The 24,557-nt window shown below is 55.9% G+C and carries 22 protein-coding genes; 17 read left to right on the top strand and 5 right to left on the bottom strand.

What is annotated here, in order from left to right; genetic code table 11:
• Nucleotides 1–8 precede the first annotated feature (8 nt).
• On the top strand, nt 9–1,235 hold the full coding sequence (locus tag CMN55_RS10990; protein WP_293949852.1) for a divergent polysaccharide deacetylase family protein: 1,227 nt from the start codon (nt 9–11) through the stop codon (nt 1,233–1,235).
• Nucleotides 1,236–1,258: 23 nt separating this feature from the next.
• Here the strand turns inward: CMN55_RS10990 and trpE are convergent, their stop codons facing one another.
• Both trpE and CMN55_RS10980 read right to left on the bottom strand, forming a co-directional pair.
• The gene (gene trpE / locus CMN55_RS10985) at nt 1,259–2,779 is read right to left on the bottom strand and encodes an anthranilate synthase component I (protein ID WP_293949851.1); all 1,521 of its coding nucleotides are present in this window, start codon (nt 2,777–2,779) and stop codon (nt 1,259–1,261) included.
• A 4-nt stretch (nt 2,780–2,783) separates the two neighbouring features.
• Nucleotides 2,784–4,658 (bottom strand): SurA N-terminal domain-containing protein, encoded by a 1,875-nt coding sequence (locus tag CMN55_RS10980; protein WP_293949850.1) that lies wholly within the window; start codon nt 4,656–4,658, stop codon nt 2,784–2,786.
• Between the two features lie 213 nt (nt 4,659–4,871).
• Here CMN55_RS10980 and tpiA point away from each other — a divergent pair, with 213 nt between their 5' ends.
• The 13 genes from tpiA to CMN55_RS10915 all read left to right on the top strand — a co-directional run bounded on the left by tpiA (nt 4,872) and on the right by CMN55_RS10915 (nt 18,647).
• Nucleotides 4,872–5,627: a triose-phosphate isomerase gene (gene tpiA / locus CMN55_RS10975; RefSeq protein ID WP_293949849.1), complete on the top strand. Its 756-nt coding sequence runs from the start codon at nt 4,872–4,874 to the stop codon at nt 5,625–5,627.
• A 105-nt stretch (nt 5,628–5,732) separates the two neighbouring features.
• Nucleotides 5,733–6,065: a preprotein translocase subunit SecG gene (gene secG, locus CMN55_RS10970; protein ID WP_293949848.1), complete on the top strand. Its 333-nt coding sequence runs from the start codon at nt 5,733–5,735 to the stop codon at nt 6,063–6,065.
• Between the two features lie 90 nt (nt 6,066–6,155).
• Nucleotides 6,156–7,787: a CTP synthase gene (locus tag CMN55_RS10965; RefSeq protein WP_293949847.1), complete on the top strand. Its 1,632-nt coding sequence runs from the start codon at nt 6,156–6,158 to the stop codon at nt 7,785–7,787.
• A gap of 2 nt (nt 7,788–7,789) precedes the next feature.
• Nucleotides 7,790–8,623, top strand: coding sequence for a 3-deoxy-8-phosphooctulonate synthase (kdsA, locus tag CMN55_RS10960; protein WP_293949846.1), 834 nt, complete (start codon nt 7,790–7,792; stop codon nt 8,621–8,623).
• Between the two features lie 21 nt (nt 8,624–8,644).
• Entirely contained in the window at nt 8,645–9,922 is a 1,278-nt protein-coding gene (gene eno, locus CMN55_RS10955; RefSeq protein ID WP_293949845.1) for a phosphopyruvate hydratase, read from the top strand.
• Between the two features lie 5 nt (nt 9,923–9,927).
• Nucleotides 9,928–10,554, top strand: coding sequence for a class I SAM-dependent methyltransferase (locus tag CMN55_RS10950; protein WP_293949844.1), 627 nt, complete (start codon nt 9,928–9,930; stop codon nt 10,552–10,554).
• A 51-nt stretch (nt 10,555–10,605) separates the two neighbouring features.
• Nucleotides 10,606–11,190 (top strand): lysozyme, encoded by a 585-nt coding sequence (locus tag CMN55_RS10945; RefSeq protein ID WP_293949843.1) that lies wholly within the window; start codon nt 10,606–10,608, stop codon nt 11,188–11,190.
• Nucleotides 11,191–11,917: 727 nt separating this feature from the next.
• The gene (pdhA, locus tag CMN55_RS10940) at nt 11,918–12,961 is read left to right on the top strand and encodes a pyruvate dehydrogenase (acetyl-transferring) E1 component subunit alpha (RefSeq protein WP_293949842.1); all 1,044 of its coding nucleotides are present in this window, start codon (nt 11,918–11,920) and stop codon (nt 12,959–12,961) included.
• Nucleotides 12,962–12,990: 29 nt separating this feature from the next.
• Nucleotides 12,991–14,403, top strand: a complete 1,413-nt coding sequence (locus tag CMN55_RS10935) for a pyruvate dehydrogenase complex E1 component subunit beta (protein ID WP_293949841.1) — start codon at nt 12,991–12,993, stop codon at nt 14,401–14,403.
• 11 nt (nt 14,404–14,414) lie between these two features.
• Nucleotides 14,415–15,749 (top strand): pyruvate dehydrogenase complex dihydrolipoamide acetyltransferase, encoded by a 1,335-nt coding sequence (locus tag CMN55_RS10930; RefSeq protein WP_293949840.1) that lies wholly within the window; start codon nt 14,415–14,417, stop codon nt 15,747–15,749.
• 15 nt (nt 15,750–15,764) lie between these two features.
• Nucleotides 15,765–17,168 carry a dihydrolipoyl dehydrogenase gene (gene lpdA / locus CMN55_RS10925; RefSeq protein WP_293949839.1) on the top strand — a complete coding sequence of 468 codons (1,404 nt, stop codon included), beginning with the start codon at nt 15,765–15,767 and terminating at the stop codon, nt 17,166–17,168.
• A 44-nt stretch (nt 17,169–17,212) separates the two neighbouring features.
• Nucleotides 17,213–18,175 carry a lipoyl synthase gene (lipA, locus tag CMN55_RS10920; protein ID WP_293949838.1) on the top strand — a complete coding sequence of 321 codons (963 nt, stop codon included), beginning with the start codon at nt 17,213–17,215 and terminating at the stop codon, nt 18,173–18,175.
• Between the two features lie 22 nt (nt 18,176–18,197).
• Nucleotides 18,198–18,647, top strand: a complete 450-nt coding sequence (locus CMN55_RS10915; RefSeq protein ID WP_293949837.1) for a type II toxin-antitoxin system RatA family toxin — start codon at nt 18,198–18,200, stop codon at nt 18,645–18,647.
• 6 nt (nt 18,648–18,653) lie between these two features.
• Here CMN55_RS10915 and CMN55_RS10910 read toward each other — a convergent pair whose 3' ends face one another.
• From CMN55_RS10910 to CMN55_RS10900, 3 genes are read right to left on the bottom strand one after another with little or no spacing between them, the layout of a single operon-like run.
• Complete coding sequence (locus CMN55_RS10910) at nt 18,654–19,157, bottom strand: CinA family protein (RefSeq protein WP_293949836.1); 504 nt, start codon at nt 19,155–19,157, stop codon at nt 18,654–18,656.
• The gene (locus tag CMN55_RS10905) at nt 19,144–19,635 is read right to left on the bottom strand and encodes a phosphatidylglycerophosphatase A family protein (RefSeq protein ID WP_293949835.1); all 492 of its coding nucleotides are present in this window, start codon (nt 19,633–19,635) and stop codon (nt 19,144–19,146) included. Before CMN55_RS10905 ends, CMN55_RS10910 begins: the two co-directional genes overlap by 14 nt.
• Nucleotides 19,632–20,786 carry a bifunctional 2-C-methyl-D-erythritol 4-phosphate cytidylyltransferase/2-C-methyl-D-erythritol 2,4-cyclodiphosphate synthase gene (locus tag CMN55_RS10900; RefSeq protein ID WP_293949834.1) on the bottom strand — a complete coding sequence of 385 codons (1,155 nt, stop codon included), beginning with the start codon at nt 20,784–20,786 and terminating at the stop codon, nt 19,632–19,634. Before CMN55_RS10900 ends, CMN55_RS10905 begins: the two co-directional genes overlap by 4 nt.
• A gap of 127 nt (nt 20,787–20,913) precedes the next feature.
• On the opposite strand from CMN55_RS10900, the gene dusB reads away from it, so the two are divergent.
• The 3 genes from dusB to ntrC are packed head-to-tail and all read left to right on the top strand — an operon-like array spanning nt 20,914 to nt 24,467.
• Nucleotides 20,914–21,900, top strand: coding sequence for a tRNA dihydrouridine synthase DusB (dusB, locus tag CMN55_RS10895; RefSeq protein ID WP_293949833.1), 987 nt, complete (start codon nt 20,914–20,916; stop codon nt 21,898–21,900).
• 1 nt (nt 21,901) lies between these two features.
• Nucleotides 21,902–23,023 (top strand): two-component system sensor histidine kinase NtrB, encoded by a 1,122-nt coding sequence (locus CMN55_RS10890; protein ID WP_293949832.1) that lies wholly within the window; start codon nt 21,902–21,904, stop codon nt 23,021–23,023.
• A 1-nt stretch (nt 23,024) separates the two neighbouring features.
• Nucleotides 23,025–24,467, top strand: a complete 1,443-nt coding sequence (gene ntrC / locus CMN55_RS10885) for a nitrogen regulation protein NR(I) (protein WP_293949831.1) — start codon at nt 23,025–23,027, stop codon at nt 24,465–24,467.
• Nucleotides 24,468–24,557 lie beyond the last annotated feature (90 nt).

Below are 24,557 nucleotides of genomic sequence, written 5' to 3'. Positions count from 1 at the left end.
CAGATTTTATGACATCCCCACACAAGGGAACCCGGCAAGAGGGAAGTGATGAGCCGGCGATGCTGTCGCGGGCGGATAAAATCACGTCTTCGCCGATTCGGATTCTCATTCTCTGCGTTGCCGTGCTGGTGATCAGTGTCAGCGGCGGCATTCTTATTGGCAAGCTTTTTGGGCCGGGGGACAAAGAAGGACCTGCAGAGCAAAGGACGGAGACGGCGGAGGAGTCCACTGGACATCCGGTGGCGGAGCGGTCTGCGAGTAGAAATGCGGAAGTTTCCCGCGATGGGGGGACGATGTCCGGCCCTGAGGACAATCGTTCCGGCGAGACGGGCAAGACGGCCAATCCATCGGAGACGGCCTTGCCCGATACGCCCGGGTATATCGCCGACCTGCCGCATCCGGCGTTCGAGGAAAAACTGCCCGTTGAGGAGCAGGATCAGGATAATAATACAGACGGGGATAAGCTGACGCCGGACCGGCCGTCACCTGTAACGTCGCCTCTGCCGGAAGGGACGCCAGCCTGGAAACGCTACGCGGCCCTCGCGCCGGAGCTGGATGGCCGACCGATGATCGCCATTGTCATTGATGATGTCGGCCTCAATATGCAGCGGGTCGAGGAGTTGAACAATCTTCCGGCGCTCCTGACACTTTCTTTTCTTCCCTATGCGCCAGGACTGCAGAAAAAGGTCGATATTTCCCGGGCCCGGGGCAATGAAGTGATGCTGCATTTGCCGATGGAGCCGACGAATGGCGATGTCAACCCCGGGCCGGATGCACTGTTGACCAGCCTTGACGATACGGAGTTGCTGCGCCGGACACAGCTCAATCTCGACCGTTTCACCGGCTATGTCGGCGTTAATAATCATATGGGCAGTCGCTTTACTGCGGACGAGCGGGCAATGGCCATTGTTATGGATGAAATGTCGAAACGGGGGCTGTTGTTCCTTGATTCAAAAACAACAGCCGCCTCCAAAGGCTATCGTCTGGCGGTGGAACGGGGCATGCCGTCCGTCAAGCGGGATTATTTTATTGACCACGTGATCGATGAGACGGCGATCCTCGCCCAGCTCGCCAAGGTTGAGGCGTCGGCGATGCAAAGGGGCGTTGTGATTGCCATCGGCCATCCGCATCCGGAAACCATCCGGGTGCTGCAAAAATGGGTGCCGGACGCAACAAGAAAAGGGTTTCTGTTCGTCCCGGTGAGCGTGGTAACCGGGCTCACCTTCAATGGATAATGCTTAGCCGGTTTTAGTCGTGATCAGCGATTACCCCGGCCCGTATCAGCAGCATAACGAATGGCTTCCTGCGCGGCGCGGACAAGGGCTTTTGCCTTGTTGACCGTTTCCTGATACTCGGCTTCCGGATCGCTGTCGGCAACGACGCCGCCGCCCGCCTGAATATACACCTTGCCATCTTTCACGAGCGCGGTGCGCAGCGCAATACAGGTATCCATGGAACCGTTGGCGGACAAATAGCCGACCGCCCCGGCATAAATGCCCCGGCGGCTCTTTTCCAGCTCATCAATGATCTCCATCGCGCGGACCTTGGGCGCGCCTGAAACGGTTCCTGCCGGGAAACCGGCTTTCAGCGCATCAACCGCCGTCAGGCCTTCGGAAATTTCGCCTTCCACATTGGAGACAATATGCATGACATGGGAATAATTCTCGATGGCCATTTTCTCGGTCACTGTCACAGTACCGATTTTGGCGACGCGACCGACATCGTTGCGCCCGAGATCGAGCAGCATGAGATGCTCCGCCAGCTCCTTCGGATCAGACAGCAGATCTTCGGCCAGCGCCGCATCTTCGGCGGCGGTAGCGCCGCGCGGACGGGTTCCGGCGATGGGACGGACGGTCACCTTGCCCTCGCGCAGCCGGACGAGAATTTCCGGGCTGGACCCGACAATCGAGAAATTGCCGAAATTCAGATAAAACATGAAGGGGGACGGGTTGGTGCGTCGCAGCGCCCGGTAAAGCGCGAGAGGGGGAAGCTCGAATGGAAGTTCGAACCGCTGCGAGGGGACGACCTGGAAGATATCACCGGCGCGGATATATTCCTTCGCCTTCTCCACCATTGCATAATATTCCTCACGCGTCGTGTTGGACGTGGGTTCCGGCAGATCAAGCTGACCCGCGTCAAGCGTGGCGGAATGGGGCAGGCTGCGTTCAAAATCATGGACGGCATCGGCAATCCGCTCCGCCGCATGATTATAGGCATCCTGCGCCGACCGGCCATCCCCGGCCCAGACGGGCGTGACAATTGTCACCAGATCGAGAATAGAATCGAAAATCGCCATTACCGTCGGGCGAATGAACATACCTTCCGGGATTTTGAGATCATCCGGATTGCCGTCGGGAATCTTTTCCATCAGCCGCACGGTCTCATAGGACATGTAGCCGACCAGTCCGGCGGCCATGGGCGGCAGGTTCGGCGGCAGGTCAATCCGGCTTTCGTCAAACAGGGATTGCAGGCTATCCAGCACCGGTTCATCGCAGGCAATATAGGCGTCGGGATCAAAGCGGGCCATGCGATTGATGCGCGCCTCGTTCCCGTCGCAGCGCCAGATCAGGTCCGGCTTCAGCCCAATGATGGAATAGCGGCCCCGCACCGCGCCCCCCTCGACGGATTCCAGCAGGAAGGAATTGGGCTGTCCTTCCGCGAGCTTCATCACCGCAGAAACGGGCGTTTCCAGATCGGCGACCAGCGTTGTCCAGACGATCTGCGATTTTCCGCTTTCGTGTGTTTTCTTGAAATCGGCAAAGCTTGGCTGAATGGACATGGGTTTAGAAATATTCCTGGATCAGCTCTTCCTTGACGGACATACCGATCTCTTTCTGAAGATGATTTTCATATTCGGCAACAATACCGGCGCGCAGGCTGTTCATAATCCGGCCGGATATCTGTGTGAACATTTCCTTGTCCGTCTCAGGATCGGCGGGAATAACCTGATTGAGGCCGTATAGGAGAGTACCATTGCCCTCCTTGTTGACGCTCACGCCGTAGGCACCCGGCTGCAGGGTGAACAGGTCCTCCAACGCTGCAGGTGACAGTTCTCCCTCCATTTCGTTGCGTAGCGCAGCTGTGGATGTTTGCACAGGCAGCGACAACTCCGCCGCAATTGCCTCAAGGCTTTCGCCCTTCTCCAGCCGGTCTTGCAGGGCCTCCGCTTTTTTCACGGTTTCTTGGTGTCGCCAGCTATTCTGCCAATCCTGGATCGCCTGGTCTTTTACCTCTGCGAGTGGTTTGACCGCCGCGTCCTCAACGGCGTTGACGGCAAGGGAATAATAGCCCCCGCCCGCGAGCTCGCTTACCTCCGGCTCATCCTCCGTCGTTCGGGCGAAGGCTTCGCTCAGGAAGCCCGGTGATTGAGGAAGGTCCGCTGCCGCATCACCGGATTTCTGAAGACCGTTCGCATCAATCCAGTCCGTGGTGACAACTTTAAAGCCGAGTGTCTGCGCGGCATCGGCGAGTGTTGCGCCGCCGGCAAATTCATCTTCAAGTTTTGCCGCCCGATCATACAGCAGATCATGGGACCGTTGAAGCTGCAGTTCCTGTTTGAGGTCATCCTTGACATCGGCGAAGCTGCGCGCTTCCCCGGGTTCGATGTCGGTGACTGTTGCGAGATGCCATCCGAGGACCGTTTTGACAGGCTCCGTAACGGCATCTTTTTGCAGCGCGAAGATAGGCCCTTGTAATTCCGGTAGCAGGTCGTTGGGGGAGACCACTCCAAGATTTATATCTGTGGTGGTGAGTTGCAGATCGGACATGGCGACATCGGCAAAGCTCTGCCCTTCGGTGATTTTTGCCTGTGCGGCCTTGGCCGCATCCTCAGTTTCGAAAATCATTTGCTGGACGGTACGTTTCTCAGGAATGTCAAATTCTTCCTTCCGGGCCTCATAGTCGGCCTGCAATTCGTCATCGGAGATTTCCGTCTCCGCCGCGACACTTGCCGGGGTCAGCAGGATATAGCTGATCTTGCGGTATTCAGGGGCCGTGTAGTTTTCCGGGTTGTCATCCACCAGGGTCTGCAATTCTTCATCCGTCGGAGCAGGAGCAAAACCAATACTGCTGTCGAGGATGTTGATATAATCCGCCGAGCGTTTTTCCCCAATAAATCCGTAAATGGTATCGGTGAGGGGCGCAGGCGCCTCGGCAATACCAAGGGGGAGGGAGCCGAAAAGCTGCTCACCGGTGATATTGTTGCGGACAATTTCGACATACTGAGCTTCGCTATAGCCGTTTTGCGCCAGGAACTGTTCAAACATAATGCGGTCAAACTGGTTGAACTGGTTCTGGAAAGCGGGCTGGCTGCGGATAACGTTGCGAATGGCATCATCATCGGCGTTGAGCCCCATGCTGCGGGTTTTTTCTGCAATAAGGGCGCGCGATGCAATCTGATTGATGGTCATCTGGGCAAGGCCGAACTGTCGCGCCTGTTCCTGTGTCAGCTGCGTGCCGAAACGCTGGGACAGGATATTCAGGTTCCGCTGATAATCGCGCTGGAATTCACCAAGAGATACCCGTGTTTTGCCGACTTCAATCACGTTGCTGCCGACAGAGCTTGTCAGCATGTCGCCGCCAATCCCCCAGACGGCAAAACTCGCCACCAGAAGAAGCAGCAACCCCTTTGCGAGCCATCCGCTGGCCCCTTTTCGCATCGCGTGAAGCATGATTTCCGTCTACCAGACCCTGTTTAAGTTCAATCGCATCCGTTCCGGCCAGAAGTGCAGGCCGGGCGCGGCAGATTATAGGAGCCACGGGACAGGGGGCAACATTGAATTTTGCAAAGCGGTATCTTTCTTTGGTAAAAAATGGCATATGAAGCGGAATATATAGCATATGTCCCCATTATTTCAGGATTTAGGAAGAAGATGTCACAGCAAAGACGCCCGCTGATTGCCGGAAACTGGAAAATGAACGGTCTGGCAGCCGCCACCGGCGAATTCATCGAACTGGTTCGCCTGTCAAAAGAGAAAGATAACCCGGCCTGCGATATATTGATCTGCCCGCCGGCAACTCTGATCTCGAAGATGGCCGATCTGGCCAAGGGCAGTTCCGTCGCCATTGGCGGACAGGATTGCCATGCGGCAGAAAGTGGCGCCCATACCGGTGATATCGCCGCAGAAATGATCAAGGATGCGGGCGGCAGTCACTGCATCGTCGGCCATTCGGAGCGGCGCGCCGATCACAATGAAAGTAATGCCACTGTTAAAGCAAAAGCGGAGGCGGCCCTCCGGGCGGGACTTGTCGCCATTGTCTGCGTCGGGGAAACACTGGCGGAGCGGGAGGCGGACAGGACCCTCGATATTATCAGTGATCAGGTGAAAAACTCTTTGCCCGCCGGGGCAACAGCGGCCAATACGGTTATCGCCTATGAACCGGTCTGGGCCATCGGCACCGGAAAAACGCCCACCCCACTGGATGTGGCAGCGGTCCATGCCCATATCCGGAAAGAGTTGGGCACCCTTATGCATGATTCGGCCGCTGTTCGCGTTCTCTATGGCGGATCCGTCAAGGGCAGCAATGCGGCAGAGCTTATGGCCGTCGAGAATGTGGATGGTGCGCTGGTGGGCGGGGCGAGTCTCAAAGCGGCTGATTTCTGGCCGATCGTTGAAACATCGATCTAAAAATCGCCCGGAAAGTGACTAGCATTCAGTCCGGCTTTGGTGTAGAAGCCGGTCTATATTTGTCTATGGCGGCGATTTCCGCCCGGTAATTCAGGATTGAAGAGAATGGAAACTGTCCTTCTGGTCATTCATATTGTCATTGCGGTTGCTATTGTCGGTGTTGTGCTGTTGCAGCGCTCGGAAGGTGGCGCGCTTGGCATTGGCGGCAGCGGCGGTACCATGACAACGCGTGGGGCGGCCAACTTCCTGACCCGGACGACGGCCGGGCTGGCGGCAGCTTTCATGTTGACGAGCATTATGCTCGCTTTTGTCAGCGGCACCCATACCGAACCGACCTCAATTCTCGATGTGCCGTCGACGGCAGCTCCGACGAGTGGAAGTGAGGTGCCGACGGCCCCCACTGCTCCGGCCGAACCGTCGGCGCCGCTGTCGCAATAAGCGGTATCATTCCCGAAAAAATTCAGAGGCGGCGAAATGGCCGCCTCTTTTACTTCACGTCGTTTACAGAATTGGTTATAACGTAGCTCCATGGCTCGGTTCATTTTCATTACCGGTGGTGTGGTTTCCTCACTTGGCAAGGGTCTCGCAGGGGCGGCGCTCGCATCCCTCCTGCAAGCGCGCGGCTTCAAGGTGAGAATGCGCAAGCTGGATCCCTATATCAATGTCGATCCCGGCACCATGAACCCGTATGAACATGGCGAATGCTATGTCACCGATGACGGGGCGGAGACGGATCTCGATCTTGGTCATTATGAACGTTTCACCGGCGTTCCCTCCCGCCAGACGGATAACGTCACAACGGGACGCATCTACCAGACAGTTATCCGCAAGGAACGCCGCGGCGACTATCTTGGCGGCACGGTGCAGGTCATTCCGCATATCACCAATGCCATCAAGGAATTTGCGACGGCCAATCTGGAAGATGAGGATTTCGTCCTTGTCGAGATTGGCGGCACCGTTGGCGATATCGAAGGGCTGCCGTTTCTCGAAGCCATCCGCCAGCTTGGCTATGAACTGCGGGACAACGCCGTTTTCATTCATCTGACGCTGCTGCCCTATATTGCCGCCGCAAAGGAACTGAAAACCAAGCCGACGCAGCATTCGGTGAAAGAATTACGCTCCATCGGTATCCAGCCCGATATTCTCCTCTGCCGGAGCGAGCAGCCGATTCCCCAGGGTCAACGGCGCAAGATTGGCCTGTTCTGCAATGTTCCAGAAGAGGCGGTCATTCAGGCGCTGGACGTCAAGACCATCTATGAAGTACCTCTCAGCTATCATGAGGAAGGCTTTGACGAACAGGTCTTGAAAGCTTTCGGCATTAACGATGCACCGAAGCCGGATTTGTCCGTCTGGCATAATATCGTGAACCGGGTGCTGCATCCGGAAGGCGAGGTGAATGTCGCCGTTGTCGGCAAATATATCGAATTGCAGGACGCCTATAAATCTCTCAATGAATCCCTGATCCACGGCGGTATCGCCAATAATGTGCGGGTTAATGTCAAATGGGTGGAATCGGAACAGTTTGAAAATGCCGAAACCTCTCCCGCGGCGGTGATCGGGGAAGCCCACGCCATTCTGGTTCCCGGCGGCTTTGGCGAGCGAGGGGCCGAAGGCAAGATCAGGGCAGTGCAATATGCGCGCGAAGCGAAAATTCCCTATTTCGGTATTTGTTTTGGTATGCAGATGGCGGTGATTGAAGGCTGCCGCCACCTCGCCGGTTTGCCGAAAGCCGGCACATCCGAATTTGGCCATTACGATCCCAATGTGGTCGGGCTGATGACGGAATGGACACGCGGCAACAAGACGGAAGTGCGCCGGGAAGGAGACGATCTTGGTGGCACCATGCGGCTTGGCTCCTATCCCTGTAATCTTGTTCCGGGTTCCCATGTTGCGGAAATTTATGGCGCGGATCGGGTTGATGAACGTCACCGTCACCGTTACGAGGTGAATATCGCCTATAAAGATGTGCTGGAAAAGGTGGGCTATAAATTTTCCGGCCTGTCGCCCGATGGCGACCTGCCTGAAATTGTCGAAATCACCGATCATCCCTGGTTTATTGGCGTTCAGTTCCATCCTGAGTTAAAATCGAAGCCCTTCGCGCCGCACCCGCTTTTTGAAAGCTTTATCGAGGCGGCGGTCAAACAGTCAAGGCTGGTTTAAAAATGGTTGAAACGCATCACGTTCAAATCGGCAATCTTACTGTCGGCAATGATTTACCGCTCGCGCTGATTGCCGGACCCTGTCAGATGGAAAGCATGATCCATGCGATGGACATGGCCGGTCGTCTTTATGAGATGACGCAGAAGCTCGGCATGGGGCTTGTCTATAAAACCTCCTTTGACAAGGCCAACCGCACGTCCCTGTCGGCGGAGCGGGGACTTGGTCTCGACGGGGCGATCCCGGTGTTCGAACGGATCAGGAGTGAATTCGGCATTCCCGTCCTGACGGATGTGCATCTGCCGGAGCATTGCGCCGCCCTCGGTGATGCGGTGGATGTTCTTCAGATTCCGGCCTTTCTTTGCCGTCAGACAGACCTGCTCATCGCCGCTGCAAAAACCGGTAAGGTGATCAATGTCAAGAAGGGGCAGTTTCTTGCCCCCTGGGACATGAAAAATGTCGCCGACAAGCTTATAAATAGCGGCAATAACCGCATATTGCTCACTGAACGCGGCGCGAGCTTCGGTTATAATACGCTGGTCTCCGATATGCGCAGCCTCGCCATCATGGCGGAACAGACCGGCCAGCCCATCGTCTTTGACGCCACCCATTCCGTCCAGCAGCCGGGCGGGCAGGGAACATCGTCGGGCGGGCAGCGGGAATTTGTACCCATCCTCGCGCGGGCCGCCGTCGCCGTGGGGGTGGCGATGGTGTTCATGGAAACTCATCAGGATCCGGACAATGCCCCTTCCGACGGACCGAACATGGTACCCATTGATCAAATGGAGGGGCTGCTCACCACGCTTCAGAAATTTGATCACCTGGCAAAGAATTTTTAGAAACAGACGGGAATAGCTTTGATGAGTGCAATTATTGATATTATCGGTCGTGAAATTCTGGACAGTCGCGGTAATCCGACAGTTGAGGTCGACGTTATTCTGGAAAGCGGCGCGTTTGGCCGGGCCATGGTTCCCTCCGGCGCGTCAACCGGCGCACATGAAGCGGTCGAGCTGCGGGATGGCGATGCGAGCCGTTATGGCGGTAAAGGTGTTCTGAAGGCAGTTGAGTCCGTGAACGGCGAGATTTTTGATATTCTCTCTGGTCGCGATGCGGATGACCAGATTGCGCTCGACCGGGCGATGATCGCGCTCGACGGGACCGAGAACAAGGGCCGTCTTGGCGCCAATGCGATCCTTGGAGTCAGCCTCGCTCTTGCCCGCGCTGCGGCGGAAGACAGTGGTCTGCCGCTTTACCGCTATGTCGGCGGTGCGTCGGCCCGCACGCTGCCGGTGCCGATGATGAACATCATCAATGGCGGCGAACATGCCGATAACCCTATTGATATTCAGGAATTCATGATCATGCCGGTTTCCGCGGCGACATGCGCGGATGCTATTCGCATGGGATCGGAGGTCTTCCAGACCTTGAAAAAAGAACTTTCCAAGGCCGGTCACAACACCAATGTCGGCGATGAGGGCGGCTTTGCCCCGAATATCGCCAGCACCCGTGATGCCCTTGATTTTATCATGAAATCCATTGAAGGCGCAGGCTATAAGCCGGGAGAGGATGTCTATCTCGCTCTTGATGCGGCCTCGACCGAGTTCTTCAGGGATGGGAAATATCATCTCAAAGGGGAAGGTAAGGTGCTGGAAGCCGGAGAAATGGTCGATTATTACGCCGCGCTGGTTGGCGATTATCCGATCATCTCCATCGAAGACGGGATGAGCGAAGATGACTGGCAAGGCTGGAAGCTGCTGACGGACAAAATCGGCAACCGCGTCCAGCTTGTCGGCGATGACCTGTTTGTGACTAACCCGAAACGGCTCAGGGACGGTATCACGAAGGGTGTTGCCAACTCGATCCTCGTGAAGGTCAATCAGATCGGCTCCCTCACGGAAACGCTGGAAGCAGTGGAAATGGCGCATAAGGCCCGCTACACGGCTGTGATGTCGCATCGCTCCGGCGAGACGGAGGACTCCACGATCGCCGATCTTGCTGTTGCCACCAACTGCGGCCAGATCAAGACAGGCAGCCTCAGCCGGTCCGACCGGCTCGCGAAATACAACCAGCTTATCCGTATTGAGCAGGAATTGGGCGATGCCGCCGAATATGCCGGCCGCAGCATCCTGAAGGGATAAGTCCCGTGACGGGCGAGACGACCGATCTTGCGGCGCTCGCCCTAAAAACACAGGAAGTCTATGAACGCAGCGCGGAAATTTTCGATACGCTGCGTGATAAATCCCTGTTCGAGAGGGGCTGGCTTGATCGGTTTCTCTCGCTCCTTCCTGAACACCCTGCTATTCTCGATCTCGGCTGCGGTTCGGCGGAGCCCATTGCCGCCTATCTCATAAGGTGCAAGGCACGGGTTACGGGACTGGATGCCTCAAGCGCCATGATCCATCTTGCCCGCACGCGTTATCCGAAAGGCGACTGGCGTGTAGCGGATATGCGGGCCCTTGATCTCACGGAGCGATTTGATGGCATTCTTGGCTGGGACAGCTTCTTCCACCTGACGGGGGATGAACAGAGGGCTTTGCTGCCCCGTATGGCGGGGCATTTACGCCCGGGCGGGCTGTTGATGCTGACTGTCGGCCCGGGAGACGGGGAGGTGGGCGGGCATGTTGGCGACGACCCTGTCTACCACGCCAGCCTTTCTATCGACGAATATGGGCTGCTTCTTGACAGAGCAGGGATGGCATTACTCGATTTTGTAGCCGAAGATCCCGGCTGTCACGGCCGTTCTGTTCTGCTGGCGCAGCGCGCCGCCTGATGTTTCGACGCTATCATGTTTGACAGAAAACTCTTCATTTAAGCGTGTTTTTTGCTGAAATTAAAACAACTATATATTGAAATAAAATCTTCTCACCACATCTTTAGCGGGATATTCAAGATGAGGAGAATTCACATGACACATCAGCTATCGAAAGAAGGGGCGGATTTTATCAAAAGCATGGAAGGGCTGCGCCTCGATGCCTATCTGGACAGTGCCGGAGTACTGACCATAGGCTATGGGCATACCGGCGGCGATGTCCACAGTGGACAACAGATATCGCAGGCGGAGGCCGACAGCTATTTCTCCAAGGATATTGGCTGGGCGGTCACGGCAGTGAGCTCTTCCGTTAAGGTGCCCTTAAATCAGGCGCAGTTCGATGCGCTGGTGTCTTTTACCTTTAATGTGGGAGATGGGGCGTTTCGCAGTTCGACGCTTTTAAAAAAGCTGAATGCAGGCGACACATCGGCTGTGCCGGATGAGATGAACCGCTGGGTTTATGCGGGAGAGAAGAAAGGGATCATCGCAGATTTTGTCCGCTGGGCTCATCTGGGAAGCGGTAAAGAAGTTTCAAGCGTTCTCAAAAAACGACGGGAAAGGGAAGGCAAACTGTTTTCAAAGGGCGTATATGCATAACTGTAGCGTAACCAAAATAATGGCTTTTCCACGATTTATGCTACTCTTTCAGGTGATTTGTAACTATTTTTGAAGCCGGATCAGTTTACGGTTGACCTGGTCAGGTCTATTTGATTCACTGGCGCCATGACCGTCAGCCACGAGATAAAAAAGCGCGCAAAAGCAGGGATCGGACCGATCCTCGGNATTCTTGCGGTCGCCTATTTCAGCTANCANCTGATCGANGGNGATCGGGGGCTGTTNGCCTATCTCAAANTNCAGCATGATATNGAGCGGGCGGAAGATGTCTATCGCATCACGGAACAGGANAAGCAGACCCTNGANAANCGGGTAGATNTGCTCCGNCCCGAGAATCTGGATNTNGATATGCTGGANGANCGNAGCCGGGANGTCCTNGGTCTGGCGCATCCGGACGAGATTGTCATATACCGCAANTAACGGCTTTTTCCGTTTGTTGATTTTTTCTGTCTTATGNNTGTCCCTCGGCGGGCATTTGTTGCGTGAANNAGAGGTCGGGCANNANGTTTCTTTCTTCANTTAATATTTAACTCNATNTNAGGTTAAATATTNNNTNTNTTGCTCGCANTTGCAGCAATTAACTTGTTANTNGTTAAATAATAAAATCTGCTTGTCTAAAGCAGTACAGTCCTCCACATTTCAAGTTAAATATTGCATTGGTTTCAGGGCCGCAGGGATGCCCTGATCNTCACATTGAACGGGAGATATCATGGCACGACAAGCCGCGAGCCGGACNAAATCCGCCACCGCCAGCACCAAGAAACANGCGACAGANGGACGCAAGTCCGCCTCTAAAATTTCGCAGGANGANATCCGCAAATTTTATTGGGATATGTTGCTGATCCGCCGCTTTGAAGAGAAGGCGGGNCAGATNTACGGCATGGGCCTGATCGGNGGNTTNTGCCATCTTTATATTGGTCAGGANGCNGTTGTGGTCGGNATGAAATCGGCNATTACGGANGATGANGCNGTCATTACATCTTATCGCGATCATGGACATATGCTNGCCTGCGGCATGGATCCGAAAGGGGTCATGGCCGAACTTACCGGGCGCGAGGGCGGCTATTCCAAGGGCAAGGGCGGNTCCATGCATATGTTCTCGCGGGAGGCGAACTTCTTTGGCGGCCACGGGATNGTNGGCGCNTGNGTNCCGCTNGGNACGGGNCTNGCNTTCAGCCAGAAGTATCAGGATACGAAAAANNTCACCCTGTGCTANATGGGCGATGGCACCGTCAATCAGGGGCAGGTTTATGAGGCNTTCAACATGGCNGANNTNTGGAANCTGCCGGTTGTNTATGTNATCGAGAATAATGAATATGCCATGGGNACATCGGTCAAACGCTCCTCCGCCCAGACNGANCTNTACCGNCGCGGCGAAAGCTTCAATGTNCCNGGAGAGCAGGTGGACGGCATGGATNTCTTCGCCGTNGCCGAGGCNGGNCGTAAGGCCGTCGANTGGGTGAGNANCGGCAAGGGNCCCTATATCCTTGAGATGAANACNTANCGCTANCGTGGCCATTCCATGTCCGATCCGGCGAAATANCGCTCNAAGGAAGAGGTCAACAAAAAGCGGGCCGAGCATGACCCCATAGACCATTTGCGCCAGNATATGCTGGATAAAAAGGTGAATACGGAGGATGAGCTCAAAGAAGTNGATCGCAAGATCAAGGCGATCATCGCCGATGCGGTCGANTTNGCNCAGAANAGTCCGGAGCCGCAGCCGGAAGAGCTTTATACGGATGTTGTGGCCTGAGNGCCGATCAGNTTGAGAGGACAGAATAGATGCCAACTGAAATTTTGATGCCGGCNCTGTCGCCGACCATGACCGAAGGCAANCTGGCCCGCTGGCTGGTCAAGGAAGGGGATACGGTCAGTTCCGGCGATGTCCTTGCCGAAATCGAAACGGACAAGGCNACAATGGAAGTGGAAGCCGTGGANGAGGGGACAATCGGNAAGATANTGATCGNGGGTGAAACCGANAATGTTGCCGTGAACACGCCTATCGCCCTGCTNCTGGAAGAGGGGGAGAGCGCGGACGATCTGGAGGATTTCACNCCATCTGCCGCTCCGGCACGNGCTTCTGGAGACGCNGATGAAGATGANGACGCGGCGGAGGCGGANCAGCAGGCNAAGGCCGATGTCGTCCGTNTCAGCAGCGAAGAGCCGCATGAAGCNTATGATGCGAGTGGTGAAATCCCGGCGGGCACGGAAATGGTCAANATGACGGTGCGTGAAGCGCTTCGTGATGCCATGGCNGAGGAAATGCGTAAAGACGATCGCGTCTTTGTCATGGGTGAGGAAGTCGCCGAATATCAGGGCGCCTATAAGGTGACGCAGGGGCTGCTCGATGANTTCGGCGCGCGGCGGGTCATAGATACGCCAATTACCGAGCATGGCTTNGCCGGTGTCGGCGTNGGGGCGGCCTTTCATGGGTTGCGGCCGATTGTCGANTTNATGACCTTCAANTTNGCCATGCAGGCCATTGACCAGATTGTCAACTCCGCCGCCAAGACACGCTATATGTCCGGCGGNCAGATGTCGGCTCCAATTGTCTTTCGCGGGCCGAACGGCGCGGCATCGCGCGTTGCGGCGCAACATTCNCAATGCTANGCCGCCTGGTATTCCCATGTGCCGGGGTTGATCGTCATTGCNCCTCATTCGGCGGCGGATGCGAAGGGCTTGCTGAAGGCCGCTATCCGCAATTCCAATCCGGTCATCTTCCTGGAAAATGAAATTCTCTATGGGCAGAGTTTCGAGGTGCCCGTACTGGATGATTTCGTGCTGCCCATCGGTAAGGCGAAAATCGCGCGGCCGGGTGATGACGTAACCATTGTGTCGTTTGGCATGGGCATGCGCTATTCACTGGAGGCGGCGGAAAAGCTTGCGGAAGAAGGAATTGAGGCAGAGGTCATTGATCTTCGCACCATCCGGCCGATGGATATGGACACGGTTCTGGCCTCCGTCCGCAAGACCAACCGCTGTATCACGGTGGAGGAGGGGTGGCCGCAAAGCGGTATCGGGGCCGAAATCTCGGCGCAGATCATGCAACATGCCTTTGATTATCTGGATGCGCCTGTGCTGCGGATTACAGGCAAGGATGTGCCCATGCCCTATGCGGCCAATCTTGAAAAACTGGCCTTGCCGAGCGCGGCGGAAGTGGCCGAAGCGGCAAAAGCCGTCTGTTATCGCGATTAAGGAGGGCGACAATGCCGATTACCATTACAATGCCCGCCCTCTCGCCGACCATGACAGAGGGCAAGCTTGCCAACTGGCAGATAAAGGAGGGCGATACCGTCACCGCCGGGGATGTGCTCGCTGAAATCGAGACGGACAAGGCGACGATGGAGGTGGAAGCCGTTGATGAGGGCACCCTTGGCAAGATCCTTGTTGAGGGCGGCACTGAAAATGTTGCCGTCAATACGCCCATCGCAATCCTGCTGGAAGAGGGGGAGGATGCCTCCGCCCTTGAGGGTTACGACGCGGGATCAGCTCCGGAATCTAAGAAAAATAAATCCGGAGACTCTTCGAAGAAAGACGAGACACCGAAAAAGAAAGTGGATGAAGCCGAGCTGGAAAAGGCGGGCACCACTGAGGCCGCCGAAGTCAAGGGAAGCAGCGGCCCGGCCCCAGTTACGAAGGAGGGCGAGCGTATCTTCTCCAGCCCACTTGCCCGTCGTATAGCCGCGGATGAAGGCCTTGATCTCAAGGCGATCAAAGGGAGCGGCCCGCACGGACGGATCATCAAGGCGGATGTTGAAAAGGCCATAGCCTCTGGCGGCGCCAAGGCCGAAACCGCATCAAAGGATGCTGCGGCCGCACAAACCGCAGCACCGCAGTCGGTAACGCCGCCGCCCGCCGGGGAATATGAGGAAATTCCCCTTACCAGCATGCGCAAGACAATTGCCCGCCGCCTTTCGGAGGCGAAGCAGACCATTCCGCATTTCTATCTAACCATTGATTGTGAGCTGGACAAGCTGCTGGCAATGCGCAAAGAGCTGAATGCCCGTTCCGATGAGTATAAAATATCGGTGAATGATTTTGTGATCCGTGCCTCCGCCCTTGCGCTGCGCAAGGTGCCGACAGCCAATGCCTGCTGGGGCGGCGATAAAATACTGCAATATAAGGATGTGGATATTTCCGTTGCCGTGGCCATTGACGGCGGGCTGATCACGCCGGTTGTCCGCAAGGCCGATCAGAAGGGCCTCGCCACGATTTCAAATGAAATGAAGGAACTGGCGGATAAGGCAAAGGCCGGAAAGCTGAAACCGGAAGAATATCAGGGGGGCTGTTTCTCCCTCTCCAATCTCGGCATGTATGGTATCCGGGAATTTTCCGCCGTTATCAATCCGCCGCAGGCTGCCATTCTCGCCGTGGGAGCAGGGGAAATGCGCCCTGTCGTCCGGGAGGGGGCCCTTGCCATGGCGACCCAGATGAGTGTAACTCTCTCCTGTGACCATCGGGTTATCGATGGTGCGCTCGGAGCGGAATTGCTCAAACATTTCAAAGGCTATATAGAAGAGCCGTTGACAATGATGCTGTAGAGTAGGAGACGGGTTATGAGTGAGTCGAAATTTGATCTGGTCGTCGTTGGTTCCGGTCCCGGAGGCTATGTGGCGGCGATCCGCTCGGCCCAGCTCGGCATGAAAACCGCGATCATCGAACGCGAGCATCTGGGGGGAATCTGTCTTAATTGGGGCTGTATCCCGACCAAGGCGCTGCTTCGGACCGCGGATATCTACACCCTGATCAAACACGCCGATACCTTTGGCATCAAGGTGGAAGGGGCTTCGGTTGATCTCAAGAAAACCGTCGCTCGCTCCCGTCAGGTGGCGGGGCAGCTTTCCGGCGGAGTGCAGCATCTGCTGAAAAAGAACAAGGTGACGGTCATCGATGGCCATGGCAAGCTTGCCGGGAAAGGCAAGGTGGAGGTCACGAAGGACGGCAAGGCCGTTTCCACCGTCACGGCGCAGCATATCATCCTCGCCACCGGCGCGCGGGCGCGGACCCTGCCGGGACTTGAGCCGGATGGCAAGCTGATCTGGACCTATAAGGAAGCGCTGGTGCCGGATGTCATGCCGAAGAAGCTGCTGGTTGTAGGCTCCGGCGCTATTGGAATTGAGTTCGCCAGCTTCTTCAATGCTCTGGGGGCTGATGTGACGGTTGTTGAGGTGATGGACCGCATTCTGCCCGTTGAGGATGAAGAGATTTCCGCATTTGCCGAAAAGTCTTTCAAAAAGCAGGGCATGACGATCCGTAAGGGAACGACTGTTTCCGATCTGAAGAAATCTGGCGGCAAGGTAACGGCTACCTTCAAGGATAAAAAGGACAAGACCTCGAGTGATACTTTTGACCGGGTGATCCTCGCTGTCGGCATTGTCGGCAATGTGGAGAATATCGGCCTTGAGGGCACCAAGGTGAAGGTTGAGAAGACCCATGTGGTGGTGGATGAATACTCCCGCACCGCAGAGCCTGGCGTTTATGCGATTGGCGATCTGACCGGCCCGCCCTGGCTGGCGCATAAGGCCTCCCATGAAGGGGTGATCTGCGTTGAAAAAATTGCCGGGGAAAAGGATGTCCATCCTCTTGATACGGGCAATATTCCGGGCTGCACCTATTGCCATCCGCAGGTGGCCTCTGTCGGTATGACGGAAGCGGCGGCGAAGGAAAAAGGCTATGAGATCAAAGTGGGCCGTTTCCCCTTCATCGGCAATGGCAAAGCTATCGCGCTTGGAGAACCGGAAGGCTTGATCAAGACGATATTTGATGCCAAAACCGGTGAAATGCTGGGGGCGCATATGGTTGGCGCAGAGGTGACTGAGCTTATTCAGGGCTACGGCATTGCCCGGCAGCTTGAAACAACAGAGCTGGATTTGATGCATACGGTATTTCCGCATCCGACCCTTTCGGAAATGATGCATGAATCCGTCCTTGACGCCTATGGTAAAGCAATCCATTTCTAGGGTATAAGGAAGAGAGTTTCTCATTCGAGACGATTGAAGGCGAGATGATGAACGAGATAACGCCGGTCAAACGCGTACGCCATCCGGAAAAGATGAACCGCCCGGATAATCCGATCCAGCGCAAACCAAGCTGGATACGGGTGAAGGCGCCTGTCTCGAAAACCTATCACGAGACGCGGGAGTTGATGCGCGGCCTTAACCTTACCACGGTGTGTGAGGAAGCGGCTTGCCCCAACATCGGGGAATGCTGGGCGAAAAAGCACGCGACCATGATGATCATGGGCGAGATTTGCACGCGGGCCTGTGCCTTCTGCAATGTCTCGACGGGAAAACCCAACCCTCTTGATCCGTTCGAGCCGTTCAATGTGGCGACCGCCGTCAAGACCATGGGGCTGAACCATGTGGTGATCACCTCCGTGGATCGGGACGATCTCAAGGACGGCGGGGCGCAGCATTTCGCAGAGGTGATTCAGGCAATCCGCGAAGCAGCGCCAGAGACGACGATTGAAATATTGACGCCGGATTTTCTTAAAAAGCCGGGGGCACTAGAAGTCGTTGTTGCGGCAAAGCCTGATGTCTTCAATCATAACCTGGAGACGGTGCCGAAACTCTATACCTCCGTTCGGCCCGGTGCGCGCTATTATCATTCGCTGCGCCTGCTGGAACGGGTGAAGGAGCTTGATCCCAACATGTTCACCAAATCGGGCCTGATGGTCGGGCTTGGCGAGACGAAGGATGAGGTGTCGCAGGTCATGGATGACATGCGTGTCGCCAATATTGACTTCATTACCATCGGGCAGTATCTGCAACCGACTGTCAAACATCACGCCATTGACCGTTTTGTGACACCGGATGAATTCGCTGTTCTGGAAAAGCAGGCCTATGCGAAGGGCTTCCTGATGGTGTCCGCCTCGCCGCTGACCCGCTCCAGCCATCATGCCGGAGAAGATTTTGCCAAGCTGAAAGCCGCGCGGGAGCGGGCAAACGTATCTCGAACCCGTCTATAAGCTGCCGGATAGCAAGTAGAGTATGCCAACACATGCCGAAAAGCGAGTTCTTCCCTACAAGCCGGAAGAGATGTTCGAACTGGTCGCCGCCATTGATAAATATCAGGAATTTCTGCCCTGGTGTATCGGTTCACGGATCAAGGAACGGCAGGAAAATATTGTCCTCGCCGATCTGGTGATCGGCTTCAAGCTGTTTCGCGAAAAATTCACCAGTCGCGTCACGCTTGATGAAGAGAATATGCGCATCGATGTGGAATATATGGACGGACCCTTCCGGTATCTCAATAACCACTGGGAATTCCGGCCGCATCCAAAGGGATGCGAAATCGATTTTTTTGTCGATTTCGAATTCCGTTCCATGATCCTGCAAAAGACCATCGGAATGTTGTTCAACGAAGCGGTGACGCGCATGATTTCCGCCTTTGAGGCCCGTGCCGCTGAAATTTATGGTCCCGGCAGCACGGGGGCTTGATCAGGCTTAGTTGCTGAGAGCTTTGTCTAGCATTTCAAGCGCTGTTTTGACGGTGGCGAGACGCACCTCGGAACGGCCGATGTCACCATAGAGCATTTTGCGATGCTCTTTGACGCCGCCCTCTTTTGTCGCGACAGCAAGATGGACAAGCCCAGCGGGTTTTCCGGGGGCGGCGCTGCCGGGTCCGGCGATCCCGGTAACGGCAACTGCGATATCGGTCCCCGAGACATTGACGGCCCCGAGCGCCATTTCGCGGGCCGTTTCTTCCGCTACGGCGCCCACACTCCTTAGTGTTTCCGTATTTACACCGAGAACAAGCGCCTTCGCCTTGTTGCTGTAGGTGACAAACCCGCGGTCAAAAACATCGGATGAGCCGGCAATATCGGTCAGCGCCCCACCGATCAAACCTCCGGTGCAGGATTCAGCGGTCGCCAGCTTCCATTTTTTTGCCCGGCATTTCGCCAGAACATCGGTTGCCAGTGCTTCTATGTCACTCTCAAAAATTCCCATAATAAACCCCTTTGATAAGTACCAGCAGGACCGAGGCGATCAGCCCTGCCACATAATCATCCAGCATAACGCCGAATGCTCCCTTGACCTTGCGGTCCAGCCAGCCGATGGGCCAAGGCTTCCAAATGTCAAGAAGACGGAATAATAGAAAAGTAATGATAATCATCACCGGGCTCAGGTCTGCCGCATGCAGGGCGAGCCAGATACCCGCCACCTCGTCAATTACCACCTCGCCCGGATCACTCTTGCCCGTCTTGTCGAGATAGATTTTCGTGCTCCACCAGCCGATGAAGAAGAGCAGGAGTGAGGCCGCACCGAGTGTCGGCGCGCCGTAAAAGTGAAAGATCAGAATACCAAAGGGCAACGCAGCAAGCGAGCCGACGGTGCCAGGCGCTTTCGGGCTGAGACCGCTCCAGAACCATGTGGAAAGGATGACGGCCGGATGCCAGAGGGGAAGGGGGGCTCGCTTGCCGTTCATTCGGGCAGCCTCACGGTTGCGATGGCCTGGGCTGCAATCCCTTCGCCCCGGCCGGTAAAGCCGAGCCTCTCCGTTGTCGTGCCCTTGATGGAAATACGTTCCTCGTCCAATCGCAGAATGTCGCCAATCCGCGTCCTCATGGCGGCGCGATACGGGCCGATACGCGGGGCTTCACAGATAATGGTGATATCCACATGGGAAATCATGCCGCCCCGTTTTGCAATCAATCCGGCAGCATGTTTCAGGAAACGATCGGAGGAGGCGCCTTTCCATTCCATGTCGGAGGGCGGGAAGTGAGTGCCGATATCGCCATCGCCAATGCTGCCGAGCAGGGCATCGGTCAGCGCATGAAGCGCGACATCCGCATCCGAATGCCCTTTCAGGCCTTTATTATGGGGAATATGAATGCCGCCCAACCAGACGCCATCCCCTTCGCAGAAGGCGTGCACATCAAAGCCGAATCCGTTGCGTATGTCGGTGAGGGGGTGGATAAAGGCGCGGCGTGCCCGTTCCACATCCTCCGCCGTCGTCACCTTGATATTGGCGGTATCTCCTTCGATGCGCAAAATCTCTATGCCTGCGCGTTCGGCAACGGCCGTGTCATCTGTCAGGGCCTCCCCTGCAAAGGTGCGATGGGCGGCGAGGATGGGAGCAAAGGCAAACCCCTGTGGCGTTTGCGCGGCAACAATGCTGTTGCGGTCAAGGGCGCCGGTAATTCGTTGTTCAGAAATGGTTTTCAGGCTGTCGGAAATCGTGAGGGCAGGGAGGACGGCCTCGGCTCCATTCTCCAGCGCTGCCAGTGTCCGGCTGATAAGATCATGACTCACAAAGGGGCGGGCGGCATCATGGATCAGGACAAAGCGGGGCCGCGATTCCAACAGGCTTTCCAGACCGGCGCGAACCGAATCCTGCCGTTCCACTCCGCCCGTAATTGGAGGCAGAAGGGATAGGCCCTCCGTCGCCTTGTCATAAAGAGTACGGTCGCCTTCTGCGATGACGATCTGAAGCTGGTCAATGCCGGGATGCGACAGAAACGCCTCAATCGTCCGGCGCAATATGGTTTTTCCTGCAACTTCAATATATTGCTTGGGAGTATCAAGGCCGGTCCGGGCGCCTTTTCCGGCGGCGACAATAAGGGCAATGTTCGTCATGCGCCGACAATAGGTCGCAGCGGCCGATGGTTCAATAAAATTGACGATGTTGCATGAAACTGTTGCGGTGCAGTAAAGAGCTGGTTATATTGCCTATTTATTAGTCATAATATTTATTGCTTAAAAAATGGTCATCACTTTAGGTTCCATAAAGATCGATCCACCGGTGTTGCTTGCGCCAATGGCGGGAATAACCGATCTTCCTTTCCGCCGCCTGGTCGCGCGCTATGGGGCCGGGCTTGTCTTTTCCGAAATGGTTGCCAGCAAGGCAATGGTGGCGGAGACACGGCGATCTTTACGTATTATCCGCGCAGGGGATGATGACCAGCCGATGGCTGTCCAACTTGCGGGCTGTGATCCCGACATCATGGCTGAGGCGGCGAAGCTGAATGAAGATATGGGCGCGCGGATCCTTGACATCAATATGGGCTGCCCGGTGAAGAAGGTGACATCCGGCATGGCCGGTTCCTCACTGATGCGGAGTTTGACACATGCCGCGAAAATCCTGAAGGCGACCGTGGAGGCTGTTCGCATTCCGGTGACGCTCAAAATGCGGACGGGCTGGGATGAAGAAAGCCGCAACGCGCCCGAACTGGCCCGTATTGCCGAAGATGTCGGCATCAGGATGCTGACAGTGCATGGCCGGACACGCTGCCAGTTTTTCAAGGGAACAGCCGACTGGCGTTATATTGGTGACGTGAAGAACAGCGTTTCCCTGCCGGTGATTGCGAACGGTGATATTCAAACTGTCGAGGATGCCAAAACCGCGATGGAACTGTCCGGCGCCGATGGGGTGATGATTGCCCGCGGCAGCTACGGCCGCCCATGGTTTGTGGCGCAGGTCGCGGAATATCTCCGTTCTGGCCATCATCTCCCCGATCCCGATCTTGAAGAACAGCGTTGCCTGCTACATGAACATTATGAGGCGCTGCTCTCGCACTATGGAGGCGATGTGGGGATGCGCAATGCACGCAAGCATCTTGGCTGGTACAGCGCCCGGATTCCGGGCGGAGAGACGTTCCGTCAACGGGTGGTCCGCCTGACAGATCCGGATCTGGTGCGTGATGAAATTGACCGGTTTTATGGTGGTCTGCAATTAAAGGAAAGCGCGTAATATGGCCCTGCCAAATCCCTTCAGCAGTTCGAAGCGCAAGAAAACCGAAGTTGATCCTCTCGCCATATTGAATGCGCTGCCCGATCCGCTGATCGTCATTGATGACGAGGGATATATCTGCATGACCAATCCCGCCGGAGAGGAGTTTTTTGGTCTTTCCGCGAAAAAACTCCTGCGCATGCAGGTGTCGGAACTTGTTCCCTTTGACAGCCCGTTGATGGGGCTGGTCGCTCAGGTGCGTGAAATGGGGGATTATGTATCTGAATACGGGGTTGATCTTGGCACTCCGAAGATCGGTATCAAGAATGTCAATTTGCAAGTCTCCCGCCTTTACGGGACGCCGAATGTCGTGGTGCAGATAGAGGAGCGAACCATGGCCGCCAAGATGGACCGGCAGCTCACCCACCGCGGGGCCGCGCGGTCGGTGACGGCGATGGCCATCATGCTGGCCCATGAGGTGAAAAACCCGCTCTCTGGCATTCGTGGTTCGGCGCAGCTTCTGGAAATGAATGCCTCCGATGCGGACCGGGCCCTGACACGGCTTATCTGTGATGAAACGGATCGCATCTGTGCCCTGGTGGACCGGATGGAGGCCTTCTCCGACGACCGGCCCATTGATCGTGATGCCGTGAATATTCATGAAGTGCTGGAGCATGTGCGCCGGGTGGCTGAAGCGGGGTTCGGTCGTAATGTGACGTTCCGGGAGCAGTATGACCCATCGCTTCCTTTCGTTTATGGCAATCGCGACCAGCTTGTGCAGGTGTTGCTCAATCTGGTGAAAAATGCGGTGGAGGCCGCACCGGATACCGGCGGTGAAATCACCCTTAGCACGGCCTATCGCCATGGTGTTCGTCTCGCCGTGCCGGGCGCGCAGGAAAAAGTGCAGCTCCCCCTTGAAGTCGGAGTACAGGACAATGGTCCAGGCATTCCGGAAGAAATCATGCCGCATATTTTTGATCCCTTCGTCACGACCAAAGCGGGCGGTAGTGGTCTCGGCCTTGCGCTGGTGGCCAAGATCGTCGGCGATCACGGTGGCACCGTCGAATTCGATGCGGCGGCAACAGGCAGCAAGGTGCTGATCCGACTGCCTGTCTATAATTTTTTGAAACAGGAAACGGAATAACATGGCCGGAACAATATTGGTTGCAGATGACGATCAGGGCATCCGGACGGTCCTTGAGCAGGCGCTGTCGCGGGCGAACTATGTGGTCCGCTCCACAGGAAATGCCGCGACCCTCTATAACTGGGTGCTGGAAGGGATTGGTGATATCATCCTCACCGATGTGGTGATGCCGGATGAAAACGGTCTTGACCTGTTGCCGCGCATCAAGAAAGTCCGCCCCGATATCCCGGTTATTGTCATGAGCGCGCAAAACACCCTGCTCACTGCCATTAAGGCGACAGAGCGGGGTGCCTATGATTATCTGCCGAAGCCGTTTGACCTGAAAGTCCTGTTACAGGTGGTGGAGCGGGCGTTGTCCCGACCGAAGAAAACAGCAAGCCGCTTCGGCAATGGGGAGGATGAGGACACCAAAACGCCACTGATCGGCCGTTCTCCGGCGATGCAGGAAATCTATCGCGTTCTCGCCCGGCTGATGGGAACGGATCTTACGGTTCTAGTTTCAGGAGAAAGCGGTACCGGTAAGGAGCTGGTGGCGCGCGCTCTGCATGAATATGGCAAGCGCAAGAACGGACCGTTTGTCCCCATCAATATGGCGGCTATTCCGCGTGAGCTGATTGAATCGGAGCTGTTCGGCCATGAAAAAGGCGCCTTTACCGGCGCCGATTCCCGAGCCATTGGCCGGTTTGAACAGGCGCAGGGAGGCACGCTGTTTCTCGATGAAATCGGCGATATGCCGATAGAGGCGCAAACACGGCTGCTGAGGGTGCTGCAACAGGGCGAATATACGACAGTCGGTGGACGGACGGCGATCAAGACGGATGTCCGGATTGTTGCCGCGACCAATCGCGACTTACGCCAGTTTGTCCGGCAAGGGTTGTTCCGGGAAGATCTTTACTATCGCTTGAACGTGGTGCCGCTCCGCCTTCCGCCGTTACGGGAGCGAACAGAGGATATTCCCGATCTGGTACGGCATTTTCTGGCGCAGGCGCGGGATGAGGGGCTGCCCGTCAAAAGCATCGACAAGGAAGCGCTGGATGCTCTCAAAAAACATAAATGGCCGGGCAATGTGCGGGAGCTGGAGAATCTGGTCCGCCGTCTTGCCGCGCTTTATTCCGATGATGTGATCAATCTTTCCGTCATTGACCAGGAGTTGCAACCGCAGGAGATTGCGGGTCCTGAAGAAAACCGCAGCGAGGAAGAAAGTCTCGGCATGGCGGTGGAGCGGCATATCGCGAAATATTTTGCGGCCCATGCAGGCGGATTGCCGCCCCGCGGCCTCTATGAACGGGTGATCCGCGAGGTGGAACGGCCCTTGCTGTCGATCTCTTTGGAGGCGACAAACGGAAATCAGATCAAGGCGGCCGATTTGCTTGGTGTGAATCGTAATACGCTGCGTAAAAAAATCCGGGAACTTGATATTCAGGTTGTACGCGGCCTCAAGTGATGCTTAAATGCCACAATGTGGTATTTTAAGCAAAATATTGATCCTGCCAGTGACGTACATGGCGTCCATAGGTCGGCATGATCAATAAAG

This window comes from Sneathiella sp. (assembly GCF_002694385.1).
Classification (GTDB): domain Bacteria; phylum Pseudomonadota; class Alphaproteobacteria; order Sneathiellales; family Sneathiellaceae; genus Sneathiella.
Note: the sequence above shows the minus strand (reverse complement) of the source record. Positions and strands in the feature narration are given on the sequence as shown.

Coding starts and splice junctions, on each gene's coding strand:
- CMN55_RS10990 (WP_293949852.1), top strand. CDS start 9: ATGACATCCCCACACAAGGGAACCCGGCAAGAGGGAAGTGATGAGCCG.
- kdsA (WP_293949846.1), top strand. CDS start 7,790: ATGGTTGAAACGCATCACGTTCAAATCGGCAATCTTACTGTCGGCAAT.
- dusB (WP_293949833.1), top strand. CDS start 20,914: ATGGTCATCACTTTAGGTTCCATAAAGATCGATCCACCGGTGTTGCTT.
- trpE (WP_293949851.1), bottom strand. CDS start 2,779: ATGTCCATTCAGCCAAGCTTTGCCGATTTCAAGAAAACACACGAAAGC.
- eno (WP_293949845.1), top strand. CDS start 8,645: ATGAGTGCAATTATTGATATTATCGGTCGTGAAATTCTGGACAGTCGC.
- CMN55_RS10980 (WP_293949850.1), bottom strand. CDS start 4,658: ATGCGAAAAGGGGCCAGCGGATGGCTCGCAAAGGGGTTGCTGCTTCTT.
- CMN55_RS10915 (WP_293949837.1), top strand. CDS start 18,198: ATGCCAACACATGCCGAAAAGCGAGTTCTTCCCTACAAGCCGGAAGAG.
- CMN55_RS10930 (WP_293949840.1), top strand. CDS start 14,415: ATGCCGATTACCATTACAATGCCCGCCCTCTCGCCGACCATGACAGAG.
- secG (WP_293949848.1), top strand. CDS start 5,733: ATGGAAACTGTCCTTCTGGTCATTCATATTGTCATTGCGGTTGCTATT.
- ntrC (WP_293949831.1), top strand. CDS start 23,025: ATGGCCGGAACAATATTGGTTGCAGATGACGATCAGGGCATCCGGACG.
- CMN55_RS10905 (WP_293949835.1), bottom strand. CDS start 19,635: ATGAACGGCAAGCGAGCCCCCCTTCCCCTCTGGCATCCGGCCGTCATC.
- CMN55_RS10965 (WP_293949847.1), top strand. CDS start 6,156: ATGGCTCGGTTCATTTTCATTACCGGTGGTGTGGTTTCCTCACTTGGC.
- tpiA (WP_293949849.1), top strand. CDS start 4,872: ATGTCACAGCAAAGACGCCCGCTGATTGCCGGAAACTGGAAAATGAAC.
- CMN55_RS10910 (WP_293949836.1), bottom strand. CDS start 19,157: ATGGGAATTTTTGAGAGTGACATAGAAGCACTGGCAACCGATGTTCTG.
- CMN55_RS10890 (WP_293949832.1), top strand. CDS start 21,902: ATGGCCCTGCCAAATCCCTTCAGCAGTTCGAAGCGCAAGAAAACCGAA.
- lipA (WP_293949838.1), top strand. CDS start 17,213: ATGATGAACGAGATAACGCCGGTCAAACGCGTACGCCATCCGGAAAAG.
- CMN55_RS10900 (WP_293949834.1), bottom strand. CDS start 20,786: ATGACGAACATTGCCCTTATTGTCGCCGCCGGAAAAGGCGCCCGGACC.
- lpdA (WP_293949839.1), top strand. CDS start 15,765: ATGAGTGAGTCGAAATTTGATCTGGTCGTCGTTGGTTCCGGTCCCGGA.